Consider the following 15,523-nt stretch of genomic DNA (forward strand, 5'->3'; position numbering starts at 1 on the left):
TGGATCAGCTGGCGCGATCCGATCCGCATGTGGTCCGAGCGGCATTTCACCGAGCCGCAACTGCACGGCAACTCGGCCTTCGGCGAGATCCTTGTGGTCAGCCATCCGGAGGGCGTCCGTCATGTCCTGACCGAGAACGCCGCCAACTACGTCAAGGGCGACCTGCAACGCCGCGTCCTGGGCCCCATGCTGGCCGACGGCCTTCTGCTGACCGAGGGCGACACCTGGCGCCGCGCCCGCCGCATCCTGGCGCCCCTGTTCACGCCCGCGAAGATGGCGACGCTGAACGCCCGCATGGCCGAGGTCTGTCAGGCCCGCGTCGCCGCCTGGGCCCTGTCGCCGCGCGGGCGGGTGCTCGACATCGATTCCGAGATGTCCGGTCTGACCTTCGACATCCTGTCCGCCACCATGTTCTCCGACGAATTGGGCGGCGAGGCGCGCGGGTTCGAGCGCGCCCTGAACCAGTTCCTGGCCAATGGCGCCCGCATCGATCCGCTGGACGTGTTGGGCGCCCCGGATTGGGCCCCGCGCCTGGGCCGTCTGGCCAGTTTCCGCTCGGCCCGCTTCTTCGAGCAGCGCGTCACCAAGCTCGTCGAGGCCCGCCGCGCCCGCATTGAAACCGGCGACACGCCCCCCGACGACCTGCTCAGCGCCCTGCTGATGGCCCGAGACGAGAACGGCGGACCCGGTCTGTCCGATGAGGAGGTCGCCGCCAACATCCTGACCTTCATTCTGGCCGGACACGAGACGACGGCCCGCGCCCTAGGCTGGGCCCTGCACCTGCTGTCGCGCCAGCCCGATTATCTGGCGCGCCTCCAGGCCGAGGCCGACGTCTTCGATGTCACCAATCCAAAATGGGCAGAAGGCCTGGTCTGGACCCGCGCGGTGCTGGAGGAGACGATGCGTCTCTTCCCGCCCGCCCCGACCATGGCCCGCAAAGCCCTGGCCGACGACGAGATCGGCGGTCAGCCGATCAAGGCCGGCGCCTCCGTCATTATCTCGCCCTGGATCCTGCAACGCCACAAGCTTCTGTGGGACGACCCTGACGCCTTCAGGCCCGAGCGTTTCCTGCCGGAGAACCGCAAGTCCATCGACCGCTACGCCTACATCCCCTTCAGCGCCGGCCCTCGCGTCTGCATCGGCGCCGCCTTCGCCCTGCAGGAGGCGATGATCGCCCTGGCGGCCATCCTGCGCGCCGCCGAAGTCGAGCCCCTGAGTACGGTGGAGCCCCGCCCGATCCACCAGATCACCCTGCGCAGTCGCGAGCCGATGCGGTTGAGACTGAGGGGCCGAAGGCGGTGAGTTTCATCTCCATAAAGATGATCGCAGAGAGGACATAAAGCACCTATAGGCGGCGATATCGTCTTGTCGGACATCTCCGTGCGCATCGCCGTCCTGCTGCCCCCGGGCTGCCTTTTCTCCGAAGCCCAGCCCAATTCGATGGAGACGGTCGTCCGCACCCTCGCGGCTTCGCGCGACATGGTCGATACGCGCATATTCTGCTGCGAGGGGGCTCTGGATCACAATACGCCGGGGGTCATCGCCCTGCCGCGCCAGAACCGACAGCGTGCGCTGGTCGCTGCCCTGCTCGCCTTCAATCCTGAAGTGATCGAGTATCACCAGCACGTCAAACAGGCTTTGGCCGTCTCGTCGGGCTTTCCGAAGGCGGTTCACCTTCTCTACCGGCACAATGCTTTGAAGCCGTCCCGCCATCTGTTGGACCGCTGGCGCTACGAGGCCCGTTACAGCCGGATGGACGGCTTCGTATTCGTGAGCACGGTCGAACGGGAACTGTTCGGTCGAACCTACCCTCGCCTCGCCGACCGGGCCTACGCGGTGCCCAACGCCATCGACGCGGCAGCCTGGTTCGCCTCGCCTGAAAACCGTGAACCAGTGATCGCCTTCGCTGGCCGGGCCATGCCGGAAAAGGGTTTGGACGTCCTGTGCGCCGCCCTGCCCGCCGTACTCGACACCCATTCCGAATGGCGCGCGGTTCTGATGCTGAACGACTGGGACCGACATGCGGAATGGGCGTCGCCCCACATCGCCCGGCTGGACCGCTACGGCGCCCGCGTCACCGTACTCAGATCGGCGCATCTGGCGCAGGTTCGCGAGCACATGAAGTCCGCGGCCATAGCCCTGACGCCCTCGGTGTGGGACGAACCTTTCGGCCTGACCGCCGTCGAGGCCCATGCGGCGGGTGCGGCCCTGATCTCGTCGGGTCGAGGCGGCTTGCGCGAAGCCAGCGGCGACCACGCCCTCTATGTCGAAGCCGTTACCCCTCGAAGCCTGGCCGACGCGATGGACCGGCTGATCCGAAATCCCGAGGAACGCCTCGCCTTGGCCCGCGCCGGTCAGCGCCATGTCGCGGAACACCATACGCCCATGCGGCGGGCGACCGAGTTGCAGCAGGTATACGAGGCCATTGTGGCGGGCCGCCGACGCCGGGCTGCAGGCCCCCGAAGCCCCGAGCCTGCCGACAGACAAACCGTCACATTAGGACGATAGAGCCGGCTCCAGCCTAGGAGCCGTCCCATGACCAGCCCAATTCTTTCGCGCCGTTCGATGCTCGCGGCCTTCGGGGGCGGGCTGACGCTCACGCAGACGGGACCCGCCCTGGCCCAGGCCGTGTTCGAGGTGAACCCCTTCCGGCTGGGCGTCACGGCGGGCGATCCCCTGCCCGACGGCTTCGTCATCTGGACCCGCCTGGCGCCCGATCCCGTCGCCTATGGCTCGGGCATGCCGAACGCCCCGGTGGCGGTCAAATGGGAGGTTGCGGCCGATCAGGGCTTCCGCACCGTCGTCCGCTCGGGCGAAGCCGTGGCCCGGCCGGAACTGGGCCACTCCGTCCACGTCGAGGTCGAGGGGCTGGAGCCTGCTCGCCTGTACTTCTATCGCTTCCAGTGCGGGACCGAGCGCAGCGCCGTCGGCCGCGCCAAGACCGCGCCCCTCGCCGGCGCCTCGCTCTCGGCGGTGCGTTTCGGCGTCGCCGGCTGCCAGGCCTATGAGCAGGGCTATTACACCGCCCACCGCAGGATGGCCGAGGAGGAGCTCGACTTCATCTTCTGCTACGGCGACTATATCTACGAGGGTCGGGGCAATCCGATCTATCAGTCCGGCGCCGGCCCCCAGGACAACACCCGCGTCCATCTGGGCGGCGAGATCTACAGCCTGGACGACTACCGCCGTCGCTATTCGCAGTACACGATGGACGTCGACCTTCAGGCCTCGCGCGCCTCGGCGGCCTGGTTCTGCACCTATGACGACCACGAGGTCGACAACAACTGGGTCGGCGAGATCGACCAGGACGGCACGCCGTCCGAGGTCTTCATGCTGCGCCGCGCCGCCGCCATGCAGGCCTTCTACGAGTTCATGCCGATGCGGAAGTCGGCCTTCCCGCGCGGCGCATCGATGCAGGCCTATCGTCGGGCCCCGTACGGCGACCTGCTCGACGTCGCCTTCCTCGATACGCGCCAGTTCCGGTCGAACCAGCCGTGCGAAGACCGCTACAACAGCTTCTGCCCCGGCATAGACGCGACCGAAGCCCAGGTTTTGGGCGACGCCCAGGAGGCCTGGCTGCTGACCAATCTGGACCGTTCCAAGGCGCGCTGGAAGGTCCTGGCCCAGCAGGTCATGATGATGGACCTGAACCGCAACACCTCGGGCGGCAAGGGCGTGAACGCCGACAGCTGGGCCGGTTATCGCGTGCCCCGCAACCGGCTTCTGCGCCACATCCGCGACCGCCGCATCGACAATGTCGTGGTCCTGACCGGCGACGAGCACCAGAACTACGCGGGCGGCCTGTGGCTGGACGGCAGCCAGCCCGAGGGCGACCCCATCGCGGTCGAATTCGTCGGCACCTCGATCAGCTCGGGCGGAAACGGTTCGGATCGCGGCAATAGCTACGACCAGTTCATGGCCGCCAACCCCCAGCTGAAGTTCCGCAACACCCAGCGCGGCTATATGGTGTGCGAAGCCACACCGGAACGCTGGACGACCCAGTTCAAGGTGCTGGACAAGGTGTCGGACCGAGACGGCGTCCTGACCACCCGTCAGACCCTGGTGGTCGAGACCGGATCGAACACCCTGACCGCCGCCTGAAGGTCAGACGGCAAGATCAGACGACCGGCACCGCCTGCGACAACCGCCCGCCGACCCGGATCGGCTCCACGCGCGTCGCCAGACCGGTCCGGTCGTCCGTTTCGACAAAGACACCGCAGACGGTCGCCGGGCCGGAGGCGGGCATGTAGCGACCGCCCGAGATCCGGGTGGTGAAGCGCCGCAGCGGCTCTTCCTTCTCGTTGCCGATGACGCTGTCATAGTCGCAGCAGCCGCCGGCGTCGGTCTGATAGGCCGTGCCGCCGGGCAGAATTTGGCAGTCGGCGGTGGGGACATGGGTATGGGTGCCCACCACCAGCGAGGCGCGGCCGTCGCAGAAATGGCCCATGGCCATCTTCTCGCTGGTCGCCTCGCAATGCATGTCGACGATCACCGCATCGGCGACGGCGCCCAGGGGAGCGGCGGCCAGTTCGCGTTCGACCGCGCCGAACGGATCGTCCATCGGGTCCATATGCACCCGGCCCAGCACGTTCATCACCAGGACGGTGCGGCCCGAATGGGTCTCGAACAGGTTCGCCCCCGCGCCCGGCGCGTCCATCAGGCGCGGATAGTTGGCGGGCCGGATCAGGCGCGGCTCGCGCACGATATAGGTCAGCGCCTCGCGCTGGTCCCACGAGTGATTGCCCAGGGTCAGGCAGTCGGCGCCCGCCATAAACAGTTCGCGCGCCGTATTCTCGGTGATGCCGAAACCGCCCGCGGCGTTCTCGGCGTTGATCACCACGAAGTCGAGCTTCAGGTCGCGCTTCAGGCCCGGAAGATGGTCGCTGATCCCGTCACGGCCGGACTTGCCGATAACGTCGCCGAAAAACGCCAGTCTCATTCGTGTACGCCTTTACCACGATCCGACCAGTGCTCGACCCGTAAGCCGCCCACGCGCTCGAATTCGCCTATGTTACGGGTCACCACGGTCAGCCCCTGGCTGCGAGCGTGACCCGCGATCTGATAATCATATGGCCCGATAGGCCGACCTTGGCGCTCGAGTACGGCGCGGATTTCAGCCGTGTGCCGCGCGGCGTCTTCGTCAAACGGAAGAATCTCCAGCCGCGCCAGAAACGCCTCCAGCAGATCGTGTCGGCGCGGATCCGCCAGCTTGTTCGGGCCGACCGCTAATTCCATGACGACGACGGTCGAGACGTACAGCGGCGCCTGTTCGCCCTTCAGACGATCATTCAGCGTGGCGCTGCGCCCCCGCAGGATTTCGATACAGATGCTGGTGTCCAGCATATAGCCGGTGCTCACCAGTCCTCCCGCTTCTGCATCTCGGGCTGATCCCGATCCGGCCAGTCGGGGATGCCGGGCCGATCAAAAAAGTCGTCCCACAATGCATTGACCGGCACTAGGCGCAGGCTCTTGCCTTCCTTGATGACGCGCAGCTCCTTCACGTCGTCCGGAAAGGCGGCCGCCTTGGGCAATCGCACCGCCTGCGAGCGGTTCGACTTGAAGACGGTGGCTTTCAGCGGCGGGCTCATGCCCTGATATCGGCCCGCCCTGTGTATATGTCAACGACATATCCCTTGAAACTCCCGATAACCCGTTTCGGTCAGCACGCCGTGCAGCGGCATATCATGCGCCTCCAGGCTCAATGCCTCGACCGCCTGACCCGCATAGGCGAAGCCGACCCGGATGGCGTCGGGCCGCGCGGCGAAGGTGCGGTCGTAATAGCCGCCGCCCTGCCCCAGCCGCCCGCCAAGGGCGTCGAAGGCCAGAAGCGGCGTCAGGATCAGGTCGGGCTCCACCGACTCGGCCAGCGGCAGGGGCGCGGGACAGCCGGCCGCGTCCAGCTCAAGCGGCTCGCCCGGCGCCCAGGCGCGGAACAGCATCGGCGCATCCCGCGTCAGAACGACCGGCAGACATAGCCGACGACCGGCGGTCAGCAGTGCGACGGCCAGGGCGTCGGTGTCCAGTTCAGACGCCATGGCGCGGTACAGGGCGACGACTTCGCCTTCGGGGAGTGCGGACACGTGCTCGGCCGCGCGCCCGGCTGCGGTCGGGTCGGCCTCGGCCAGACGTTTGCGCAGCGCGCGGGCGGCCGATCGGAGTTCGTGCTTGTCGGACATTCAACGCTCGAAGAGAGCGCGAACCCGCGCCGGGGATGCGAGGAAGAAAAGGGTGGCGGCGCCGCGTGAACCGTGAAGAACGTTTAAATCCTCTCGAACCTGGGTAGCCAGGTGGGCTCCATATGCCCAGGCCCTCGAGCCCGGACAGGGACAGATCCCTTCGAGTGAATTAAGGTCGCGAGGAAATGTTGCCTCCGACGTGAGCCGCAGCAGGACCCGCCGTTGAACAAGATAGGCGCGACCTCGCCCCTTCTCAAGCGCCGTGATCAGATGGTTTGGGCGATCTTTTCTATCCGCGCCGCCACGGCGTTCAAAGCCTCGGCCACGCCGTCCGTGCTGGGCGCTGGCGCGGCCAGGGGCGCGGGGACCGCCCCCGTCCCGTTCAGCCGCGCCTCGTGCAGTTCGTCCGACAGGATCAGGGCCGACATCAGAAACAGTCGCAGATCGCCGACATGGCCCACATCCTGGGCCACCTGGCGCACCTGATTGTCGAACTGTTTGGCCAGGATGCGGACCCGCTCCTCCTGTCCGTCGGCGCAGCCCACCGCATAGGGGCGGCCGTTCACCTCCACCGTGACCGTCGCCATCAGCCGACCTCGCTTTCGGTTTCCAGCTCGTCCAGGGCCAGAACCTCGCGCACGGCCTCCGCCGCCCTGGCCAAGGCCTCGGACGCTTCGCGGCCGGCGGCCTCCAGCTCGGCAACGCGCGCTTGGTCGGCCGGCTTGGGCGCGAACAGATCGTCATCCGCCACCGCCGGAGCGGAAGCCGGACGGGCCTTCAGCACCAGGATCTTGCGTTCAAGTTCGGCCAGGGCCCGGTCGATGCGGGCCCGTGCGGCCGTGGTGGCGTCTGCCATCGGTCGCTCCTTCAAATTGCGTATAGAACCCGAGGACGCGTCGGGGTAAAGCGGCGCGCCCCTGAAATTTCCGCATTCCGACGAAAGGTCGTCATCGTGACCGACGCCAAAGCCGCCCCCAAGGCCACGCCCGAGCAGATGGCCAACGCCATCCGCGTTCTCGCCATGGACGGCGTCGAGAAGGCCAAGTCCGGCCACCCCGGCATGCCGATGGGCATGGCCGACGTCGCCACGGTGCTGTTTTCCAGGTTCCTGAAGTTTGACGCCAGCCGCCCCGACTGGGCCGACCGCGACCGCTTCATCCTGTCGGCGGGCCACGGCTCGATGCTGATCTACGCCCTGCTGCACTTGACCGGCTACAAGGCCGCGACCAAGGAAGAACTGTCGAACTTCCGCCAATGGGGCTCCAAGACCGCCGGCCACCCCGAATACGGCCACATGCCCGGCGTCGAGGTCACGACCGGCCCCCTGGGCCAGGGCCTTGCCACTTCGGTCGGTTTCGCCATGGCTGAGCGTCATCTCGCCGCCAAATACGGCGACGATCTGGTCGACCACCGCACCTGGGTCGTGGCCGGCGACGGTTGCCTGATGGAGGGCGTGTCGCAGGAAGCCATCGCCCTGGCCGGCCGCTACAAGTTGAACAAGCTGACCGTCCTGTGGGACGACAACGAGATCACCATCGACGGCAAGGTCTCCCTGTCCGACGCCACCGACCAGAAGGCCCGCTTCAAGGCCGCCGGCTGGGCGGTCAAGGCCATCGACGGCCATGACATGGATGCGATCAAGGCCGCCCTCAAATGGGCCACCCGCCAGGACAAGCCGACCCTGATCGCCTGCAAGACCAAGATCGGCAAGGGCGCCGCCACCATGGAAGGCAGCCACAAGACGCACGGCGCGGCCCTGGGCGCGGCCGAGATCGCCGCCACCCGCCTGGGTCTGGCCTGGGATCACGAACCGTTCGAAATGCCGGCGACCATCGCCGAGGCCTGGCAGAAGGTCGGCCGTCGCGGATCGAAGGATCGCAAAAAGTGGGAGGCCCGCCTCGCCGCCTCCTCCCAGGCCGCCGACTTCACCCGCGCCATGAAGGGCGACCTGCCCGAGGGCGCCTTCGACGCCCTGAACGCCAAGATGGCCGAACTGGTCGAGACCCAGCCCGCCCAGGCCACGCGCCAGTCCTCGGGCGCCGCCCTTGAACAGGTCTTCGCCGCCATTCCCGAACTGGTCGGCGGCTCGGCCGACCTGACCGGCTCGAACAACACCTTTGTCGCCGGCACCCCGATCCTGGACGCCCCGTCCTATGAAGGCCGCTACGTCAACTGGGGCATCCGCGAGTTCGGCATGGCCGCGGCCATGAACGGCCTGGCCCTGCACGGCGGCGTTATCCCCTACGCCGGCACCTTCATGGTCTTCTCGGACTACAGCCGTCCGGCCATTCGCCTGGGCGCCCTGATGGGCGTTCGCGCCATCCACGTCCTGACCCACGACTCGATCGGCCTGGGCGAGGACGGCCCGACCCACCAGCCGGTCGAACACCTGGCGGCCCTGCGCGCCATCCCCAACCTGCTGGTCTTCCGCCCTGCCGACACGGTCGAGGCCATGGAATGCTGGAAGATCGCTCTGGAGACCAGGACCGCCCCGTCGGCCATGGCCCTGTCGCGCCAGAAGACCCCGGCCGTCCGCACCGTCGCCGCCTCGGAAAACCTGTCCGCCAAGGGCGCCTACGAGATCAAGGCGGCCTCGGGCGAGGCCAAGGTCACCCTGTTCGGCACGGGCACGGAACTGGCCCTGGCGCTGAAGGCCGCCGAGACGCTGGAAGCCGAAGGCGTCGCCACCCGCGTCGTCTCCGTCCCCTGTTTCGAACTGTTCGAACAACAGGACGCCGCCTATCAGGCCTCGATCGTCGGCCGCGGCACGGTGCGCGTCGCCGTCGAGGCGGCGATCAAACAGGGCTGGGAGCGGTTCATCGGCGAGGACGGCGCCTTCGTCGGCATGACCGGCTTCGGCGCCTCCGCCCCGGCCGAAGTCCTCTACGACAAGTTCGGCATCACCACCGAGGCCGTCGTCGCAGCGGTGAAGGCGCGACTGTAACCTCCCTTCATCTCCCTCTCCCCCTGCGGGAGAGGGAGACCGCGCACGGCGGCCCAGCCGTCGTCCTGGCGCGGTCGGGCGAGGGGTCGCACCGACCGCGACGTCCAGCACCGATCGACCCCTCATTCGGCCCTTCGGGCCACCTTCTCCCGCAAGGGGAGAAGGGACGTTGGAGCAGACGATGAAACCCGGCGTCCTCGCTCTTCTTCTGACCCTCGTCCTGACGGCGCCCGTCGCCCATGCCCAAACGCCGGCGCCCATCGCCGAAACCTCCATCGTCATCGGCCGCTCCTACGCCCTCCCCTCGGCCGTCATGGGCGCCACGCGTGAGATCAACGTCTGGCTGCCCCCCGGCTATGCTGACAGCGGCAAGACCTATCCCGTCCTCTATGTCCTCGACGGCGGCCAGGATCAGGACTTCCACCACATCTCGGGTCTCGCCCAGCTGGGGACCGTCGTCGGTACGACCCGCGACGTGATCGTGGTCGGCGTCGCCTCGGTGGATCGCCGCAACGAACTGGCCCTGCCGACTGAAGACCCCGACCTGATCGCCCGCTATCCGACCCAGGGCCATTCGGATCGGTTTCGCCGGTTCGTGGCCGAAGAGGTCCAGCCCTTCATCCAGGGCCGCTTCCGCACCAGCGGCGAGACGGCCCTGATGGGCGAATCCCTCGCCGGTCTGTTCGTCGTCGAGACCTTCCTGAAGGAACCTCAGATGTTCGACGCCTATGTCGCCGTCAGTCCCAGCCTGTGGTGGGACGGCGGCCAGCTGGCGCGTCAGTCCGGCGCCCATCTGCGCGATCAGTCGAACGACCCCCGAACCCTGATCCTGACCCTGGGCGACGAAGGCCCCGAGATGCAGGCGCCGATGGACATCCTGACCGCCAATCTGCGCGACTACGCCATGCCGGGGTTAAGCTGGAGCTTCACCCCCCGGCCGACAGAAACCCACGCCACCATTTACCACGGCGCGGCCCTCGACGCCTTCCGCCGCCTCTACGCGGTCCCGGCGCCCTGAGCCGCACCCTCCAATCGACAACCGGAGCCTAACCCGATGAAACTCGGCGCCCCCCTTTCCGACACCGCCCTGCGGGTCATGCTGCTGGGCTCCGGCGAACTGGGCAAGGAGGTCGCGATCGAGTTGCAACGGCTCGGCGTCGAGGTGGTGGCCGTGGACCGCTATCCCAACGCCCCGGCTATGCAGGTGGCGCACCGCAGCCACGTCATCCCGATGACCGACCCACAGGTGCTGAACGGCGTCATCCTGGCCGAGGCCCCGCACATCATCGTGCCCGAGATCGAGGCCATCGCCACCGAGGTCCTGGCCGATATCGAGGCCGCCGGTCTGGCCGTGGTCATCCCCACCGCCCGCGCGGTGCAATTGACGATGAACCGCGAGGGCATCCGCCGCCTCGCCGCCGAAGAACTGGGCCTGCCCGCCAGCCCCTACGCCTTCGCCGGTTCGGCCGAGGAACTGGCGGAGGGGGCGGAAGGCGTCGGCTATCCCGTCTTCGTCAAGCCGGTCATGTCCTCGTCAGGCAAGGGCCAGTCCTTCGTCGAAAGTCCCGATGAAATCGCCGACGCCTGGACCTATGCCCAGGAGAGCGGCCGCGTCGCCGGCGCCCGCGTCATCGTCGAGGGCCGGATCGATTTCGATTTCGAGATCACCCTGCTGACCGTCCGGTCCAAGGGCGCCGACGGCGCGACCCGCACCGATTTCTGCGCTCCCATCGGCCACCGCCAGGTCAAGGGCGACTATGTCGAAAGCTGGCAGCCCCAGGCCATGAGTCCGGCCGCCCTGGCCTCCGCGCAGGACATCGCCGGCAAGGTGACCGAGGCGCTCGGCGGTCTAGGCGTCTTCGGCGTCGAACTGTTCGTCAAGGGCGACCAGGTCTGGTTCTCCGAGGTCTCGCCGCGCCCCCACGACACCGGCCTGGTCACCCTGGCCAGCCAGACCATGAGCGAGTTCGCCCTCCACGCCCGCGCCATCCTAGGCCTTCCCGTGGACGTGACCCTGCGCGAACCCGCCGCCAGCGCCGTCATCTACGGCGGCCTGGAGACCCGGACCATGGTGTTCGAAGGCGTCGCCGAGGCCTTGTCGGTGCCCACGGCCGACCTGCGCCTGTTCGGCAAGCCCGAAGCCTATGAGCGCCGGCGCATGGGCGTCGCTGTCGCTCGTGGTGAGGACGTCGATCAGGCCCGCGAACGCGCGCGAGAGGCGGCGGGACGGGTGAAGCTGGTCCGGGGCTGAGCGACTTCTGTGATGCACCCAAAACGCCCGGAATCAACACTGCCTTAACCGTAAGGATTCACCATGCGCGTCTCACTGTTGCGGGGCCGCGTTCCATGTCCGATCTGAAGACCCCCGTCCTGGACAAGGACGTCATTCACCGGGGCGATTGCATCGCCGTGCTGAAAAGCCTGCCCGACGCCTCGGTCGACATGGTCTTCGCCGACCCGCCCTATAATCTGCAGCTGGGCGGCGACCTGCTGCGGCCGGACAATTCAAAGGTCGACGCCGTCGATGACGACTGGGACAAGTTCGACAGTTTCGCCGAATATGACGCCTTCACCCGCGCCTGGCTGACCGAATGCCGCCGCGTGCTGAAGCCCGAGGGGTCGATCTGGGTGATCGGTTCCTATCACAACGTCTTCCGCCTGGGCGCAGCGATCCAGGACCTGGGCTTCTGGGTGCTGAACGACATCATCTGGCGCAAGTCCAACCCGATGCCGAACTTCAAGGGCACCCGGTTCACCAACGCCCACGAGACCCTGATCTGGGCCGCACGGTCGCGCGAGCAGAAACGCTACACCTTCAACTACGACGCCCTGAAGGCCTTCAACGAAGATACCCAGATGCGGTCGGACTGGACCTTCGCCCTGTGCACCGGCGAAGAGCGGATCAAGGACGCCGACGGCAAGAAGGCCCATCCGACCCAGAAGCCCGAGGCCCTGCTGCACCGCGTCCTGCTGTCGGCGACCCGTCCCGGCGACGTCGTGCTCGACCCCTTCTTCGGCACCGGCACCACCGGCGCCGCCGCCAAACGCCTGGGCCGGCACTATGTCGGCATCGAACGTGACGAGACCTATGCGACCGTCGCCGAGACCCGCATCGCCTCGGTCATTCCGGCCCGACCGGAAGACCTGGCCGTCATGGGCTCCAAGCGGGCCGAGCCCAAGGTGCCCTTCGGCGCCCTGGTCGAGGCCGGCCTGCTGAACCCCGGCGACCGACTGTACTGCCCCAAGGGCGAGCGCGAGGCCCGCGTCCGGGCCGACGGCTCCCTGGTGTCCGGTTCGCTGACCGGCTCGATCCACAAGCTGGGCGCCCTGTTCGAGAACGCCCCCGCCTGCAACGGCTGGACCTACTGGCGCTTCAAGACCGACCAGGGCCTGAAATCCATCGACTCCCTGCGCGCCGAAATCCGCGCCGGGATGCAGTAGGCCATCAGATCAGGGCCGGCTCCCCAGCCCTATCCAGCGCCTTGGCGAAGACTGTCGGCAGGGCCGCCCACGCAGCCTCGAAGCTCAGCCACTGATAGTCGCCATTCGCCTCGACATGGGCGACCCGCACCGTCAGGGTCAGGCTGAAATGGGTGAAGACGTGTTCGACCGCGCCCGCCTCGCGCCAGTCGGCCGCGACTGGGGGCGTAGGGTCGGGCGAGGCGCTCCAGTCCGAGGTAGGCAGGCCCAGCATCCCGCCCAGCAGCCCCTTGTCCGGCCGCCGTTCCAGCGCCGCGCGCGCCGCGCCGTCGATCATCACCCAGGCGAAGCCGTGGCGATGCGGCCGTTCCGCCTTCTTGGTCTTGACCGGATATCGCTCGGGCGTCGCGCTCGCGAAACCCAGACAGTCACGGCGTAAGGGGCAGGCGCCGCACAGGGGCGACTTGGGTCGGCACACGGTCGCGCCCAGATCCATCAGCGCCTGCGCCCAGTCCCCCGGTCGCTGATCCGTGACGAACAGACCCGCCAGCCGCTTCAGCTCGGGCCGGGCCTTGGGAACCGGGGTTTCGACCGCGAACAGCCGCGCCATCACCCGCTCGACATTGCCGTCCACCACATTGGCGGCGCGGTCGAAGGCGATCGCGGCCATGGCGGCGGCCGTATAGGCGCCGACCCCCGGCAGGGCCAGCAGCGCGCCTTCCGTATCCGGGAACACCCCGCCGTGCTCGCCCGCCACGGCCCGCGCGCAGGCCAGCAGATTGCGGGCGCGGGCGTAGTAGCCCAGCCCCGCCCAGGCGGCCATGACCTCGGCGTCCTCGGCCGCCGCCAAGTCCGACACCGTCGGCCAGCGCGCCGTGAAGTCCAGGAAATAGGGGGTGGCGTGCGGCGTCGTCGTCTGCTGCAGCATGACCTCGGACAGCCAGACCCGATAGGGATCGGTCCGCCGTTCCGACCCCGGCGGCGCGCGCCAGGCCAGGCCACGCGCATGGGCGTCGTACCAGGCGAGCAATTCGGATCGGATCAGAGAGACGTCAGGCATTTGATCGGGCTATATAGGCCCATGCGCCGCCCGCTGCCCACAGACGCCGAGGTCCGCGAAATCCTGTCGCGACGCCGCACCCGCCCGGTTCCGCGCCCGGCCCCGCGCGCCGGCAAGGCCCTGACCCCGCTGATCAAGAAGCTGGACGAACAGTTCGGCCGCGGCGCCGGCGCGCTGGAGCCCCGCTGGCGCGAGATCGTCGGCGACCGTCTGGCCCGCGTCACCCGCCCCCAGAAACTGACCAAGGGCAAGGGCGGCCAGCCCGGCGTGCTGGAGCTGCGCGTCGCCGGCGCCGCCGCGCTGCTGGTCCAGCACCAGTCCGAGGACATCCTGGCCCGCGTCAACCTGTTCCTCGGCGCCGGATCGGTGGACCGGCTGCGCATCGCCCAGGGGCCGGTCAAACCCCTGGCGGAGGCCGCCGCCCGGCCCAGGCGCGCCGTGAAACCGCCGCCCCTGCCCGCCGAGGCCGAGGCCGATCTCGCCGCCTCCATCGCCTCCGCCCCCGACGAACTGAAGGCCGCCCTGGCCCGTCTGGGCCGCGCCGCCCTGTCGCGGTCGAACGAGCGCGATTGACAAATCTTCGCCGCACCTGTTCTCGAAAAGGTCTGGCTTGCGCCGTTCGGCAAGAATCGCGCGATCATCAGGCATAGCTCCGACCAAGGAAGTCCCATGGCCCCGACCGAAACCCGCTTCGCCCGCATGAGCCGTCGCGCCGCCATCACCGGCGCCGCCCTGGCGACCATGGCCCTGGCCGCCTGCGGCGGCGCATCCAAGGGCGCGGCCGAGGGCGACATGGGCCTGGGCGCGCCGGAAGGCGCCAAGGTCACAGTGGTCGAATACGCCTCGGTGACCTGCCCCCACTGCGCCCTGTGGCAGAAGAACACCTGGCCGGCGTTCAAGGCCAAATACGTCGATACCAACAAGGTCCGCTACGTATTCCGCGAACTGCCGACCCCGCCGGTCGACGCCGCCACCGCCGGCTTCCTGGTCGCCCGCTGCGCCGGCGAGGACAAGTATTTCGACGTCGTCCACCAGCTGATGGCGACGCAACAGGAGATGCTGACCTCCTCGCCCCGCGACTGGCTGCTCCGCACCGCCCAGGCCGCCGGCATGTCGGAACAGCAGTTCAACGACTGCGTCACCGACAAGGACGCCGTCGCCGCCATGGAGACCCGCGTCCAGGCCGCCCGCGCCCAGGGCGTGACCGGCACCCCGGCCTTCTACGTCAACGAGACCCAGGTCATCACCCCCGGCGGCGAAGGCGCCAGCCTGGCCGACCTGTCCACCGCCATCGACGCCGAACTGGCGAAATAGGCCATGATCCGGCGCGCCCTCCTCGCCCTCACGCTCCTGACCGCCACGCTCGGGGGGCCGGCCTTCGCCGCCGAGCCGCCTCCGCCCGTGACGGCTCAGGATAATGTGATGGGCCGGGCGGATGCGCCGGTGACGGTGATCGAATACGCCAGCTTCACCTGCTCGCACTGCGCGGACTTCCACAACGACGTCCTGCCAGCCTTCAAGGCCCGCTACATCGACACCGGCAAGGTGCGGCTGGTGCATCGCAACCTGCCGACCGCTCCGGCCAATGTCGCCGCCGCTGCCGCCGCCGTGGCCCTGTGCGCCGCGCCGGACCGCTATTTCGACGTGGCCCAGGCCTTCATGCACAATCAGGCCGCGCTGCGGACCGCCGGCGCCAATCCCTGGTTCGAGGCCGGCGTCGCCGCCAGCGGGAAGACCCGCGAGCAGATTGAGACCTGTCTGAAGAACCCCGCCACCGGGGCGGCACTGGAGGCTCAGGTCGTCGGCGCCGAGGCGGCGGGCGTCGCCGGCACCCCCAGCTTCTTCGTCAACGGCAAGCCGATCGCCGATCATTCGCTGGAAGGCCTGTCGGCCGCCATCGACCCGCTGCTGCGCCGGTAAGCT

The 15,523-nt window shown here is 68.3% G+C and carries 17 protein-coding genes and 1 other RNA gene; 10 read left to right on the top strand and 8 right to left on the bottom strand.

What is annotated here, in order from left to right; all coding sequences use genetic code 11:
• From H2037_RS09295 to H2037_RS09305, 3 genes are all read left to right on the top strand, one after another.
• On the top strand, positions 1 to 1,302 hold a 1,302-nt coding region (locus tag H2037_RS09295), incomplete at its 5' end, for a cytochrome P450 (protein ID WP_292120699.1).
• Positions 1,303 to 1,365: 63 nt separating this feature from the next.
• Positions 1,366 to 2,508, top strand: a complete 1,143-nt coding sequence (locus H2037_RS09300) for a glycosyltransferase family 4 protein (protein ID WP_292120702.1) — start codon at positions 1,366 to 1,368, stop codon at positions 2,506 to 2,508.
• A 57-nt stretch (positions 2,509 to 2,565) separates the two neighbouring features.
• On the top strand, positions 2,566 to 4,101 hold the full coding sequence (locus H2037_RS09305; protein WP_292121058.1) for an alkaline phosphatase D family protein: 1,536 nt from the start codon (positions 2,566 to 2,568) through the stop codon (positions 4,099 to 4,101).
• 16 nt (positions 4,102 to 4,117) lie between these two features.
• On the opposite strand, the gene H2037_RS09310 is transcribed toward H2037_RS09305, so the two are convergent.
• The 7 genes from H2037_RS09310 to H2037_RS09340 all read right to left on the bottom strand — a co-directional run bounded on the left by H2037_RS09310 (position 4,118) and on the right by H2037_RS09340 (position 7,032).
• A complete protein-coding gene (locus H2037_RS09310; RefSeq protein WP_292120704.1) occupies positions 4,118 to 4,939 on the bottom strand; it encodes a TIGR00282 family metallophosphoesterase in 822 nt (273 codons plus the stop codon).
• Positions 4,936 to 5,358 (bottom strand): type II toxin-antitoxin system VapC family toxin, encoded by a 423-nt coding sequence (locus tag H2037_RS09315; RefSeq protein WP_292120706.1) that lies wholly within the window; start codon positions 5,356 to 5,358, stop codon positions 4,936 to 4,938. The genes H2037_RS09310 and H2037_RS09315 overlap by 4 nt, the downstream gene beginning before the upstream one ends.
• Positions 5,355 to 5,588 carry a type II toxin-antitoxin system VapB family antitoxin gene (vapB, locus tag H2037_RS09320; RefSeq protein ID WP_292120709.1) on the bottom strand — a complete coding sequence of 78 codons (234 nt, stop codon included), beginning with the start codon at positions 5,586 to 5,588 and terminating at the stop codon, positions 5,355 to 5,357. Before vapB ends, H2037_RS09315 begins: the two co-directional genes overlap by 4 nt.
• Positions 5,589 to 5,618: 30 nt before the next feature.
• Entirely contained in the window at positions 5,619 to 6,176 is a 558-nt protein-coding gene (locus H2037_RS09325) for a 5-formyltetrahydrofolate cyclo-ligase (protein ID WP_292120711.1), read from the bottom strand.
• Positions 6,177 to 6,230: 54 nt separating this feature from the next.
• Positions 6,231 to 6,392: non-coding RNA, 6S RNA (gene ssrS, locus H2037_RS09330), on the bottom strand.
• A 50-nt stretch (positions 6,393 to 6,442) separates the two neighbouring features.
• A complete protein-coding gene (gene zapA / locus H2037_RS09335; RefSeq protein ID WP_292120714.1) occupies positions 6,443 to 6,763 on the bottom strand; it encodes a cell division protein ZapA in 321 nt (106 codons plus the stop codon).
• Entirely contained in the window at positions 6,763 to 7,032 is a 270-nt protein-coding gene (locus H2037_RS09340; RefSeq protein ID WP_292120717.1) for a hypothetical protein, read from the bottom strand. The genes zapA and H2037_RS09340 overlap by 1 nt, the downstream gene beginning before the upstream one ends.
• Before the next feature lie 96 nt (positions 7,033 to 7,128).
• On the opposite strand from H2037_RS09340, the gene tkt reads away from it, so the two are divergent.
• The 4 genes from tkt to H2037_RS09360 all read left to right on the top strand — a co-directional run bounded on the left by tkt (position 7,129) and on the right by H2037_RS09360 (position 12,561).
• The gene (gene tkt / locus H2037_RS09345; protein ID WP_292120720.1) at positions 7,129 to 9,120 is read left to right on the top strand and encodes a transketolase; all 1,992 of its coding nucleotides are present in this window, start codon (positions 7,129 to 7,131) and stop codon (positions 9,118 to 9,120) included.
• 181 nt (positions 9,121 to 9,301) lie between these two features.
• Positions 9,302 to 10,138, top strand: a complete 837-nt coding sequence (locus tag H2037_RS09350) for an alpha/beta hydrolase-fold protein (protein WP_292120722.1) — start codon at positions 9,302 to 9,304, stop codon at positions 10,136 to 10,138.
• A 36-nt stretch (positions 10,139 to 10,174) separates the two neighbouring features.
• The gene (purT, locus tag H2037_RS09355; protein ID WP_292120726.1) at positions 10,175 to 11,371 is read left to right on the top strand and encodes a formate-dependent phosphoribosylglycinamide formyltransferase; all 1,197 of its coding nucleotides are present in this window, start codon (positions 10,175 to 10,177) and stop codon (positions 11,369 to 11,371) included.
• Positions 11,372 to 11,466: 95 nt separating this feature from the next.
• Entirely contained in the window at positions 11,467 to 12,561 is a 1,095-nt protein-coding gene (locus H2037_RS09360; RefSeq protein WP_292120732.1) for a site-specific DNA-methyltransferase, read from the top strand.
• 4 nt (positions 12,562 to 12,565) lie between these two features.
• Here the strand turns inward: H2037_RS09360 and mutY are convergent, their stop codons facing one another.
• The gene (gene mutY, locus H2037_RS09365) at positions 12,566 to 13,600 is read right to left on the bottom strand and encodes an A/G-specific adenine glycosylase (protein ID WP_292120734.1); all 1,035 of its coding nucleotides are present in this window, start codon (positions 13,598 to 13,600) and stop codon (positions 12,566 to 12,568) included.
• Positions 13,601 to 13,621: 21 nt separating this feature from the next.
• On the opposite strand from mutY, the gene H2037_RS09370 reads away from it, so the two are divergent.
• From H2037_RS09370 to H2037_RS09380, 3 genes are all read left to right on the top strand, one after another.
• Positions 13,622 to 14,173: a DciA family protein gene (locus H2037_RS09370; protein WP_292120737.1), complete on the top strand. Its 552-nt coding sequence runs from the start codon at positions 13,622 to 13,624 to the stop codon at positions 14,171 to 14,173.
• Positions 14,174 to 14,269: 96 nt separating this feature from the next.
• Positions 14,270 to 14,914 (top strand): DsbA family protein, encoded by a 645-nt coding sequence (locus H2037_RS09375; RefSeq protein WP_292120741.1) that lies wholly within the window; start codon positions 14,270 to 14,272, stop codon positions 14,912 to 14,914.
• A 3-nt stretch (positions 14,915 to 14,917) separates the two neighbouring features.
• The gene (locus H2037_RS09380) at positions 14,918 to 15,520 is read left to right on the top strand and encodes a thioredoxin domain-containing protein (protein ID WP_292120744.1); all 603 of its coding nucleotides are present in this window, start codon (positions 14,918 to 14,920) and stop codon (positions 15,518 to 15,520) included.
• The last annotated feature ends 3 nt before the right edge of the window (positions 15,521 to 15,523 follow it).

Origin of the sequence: Brevundimonas sp. (assembly GCF_013912065.1) — a bacterium.
In the GTDB taxonomy this organism is placed as follows: domain Bacteria; phylum Pseudomonadota; class Alphaproteobacteria; order Caulobacterales; family Caulobacteraceae; genus Brevundimonas.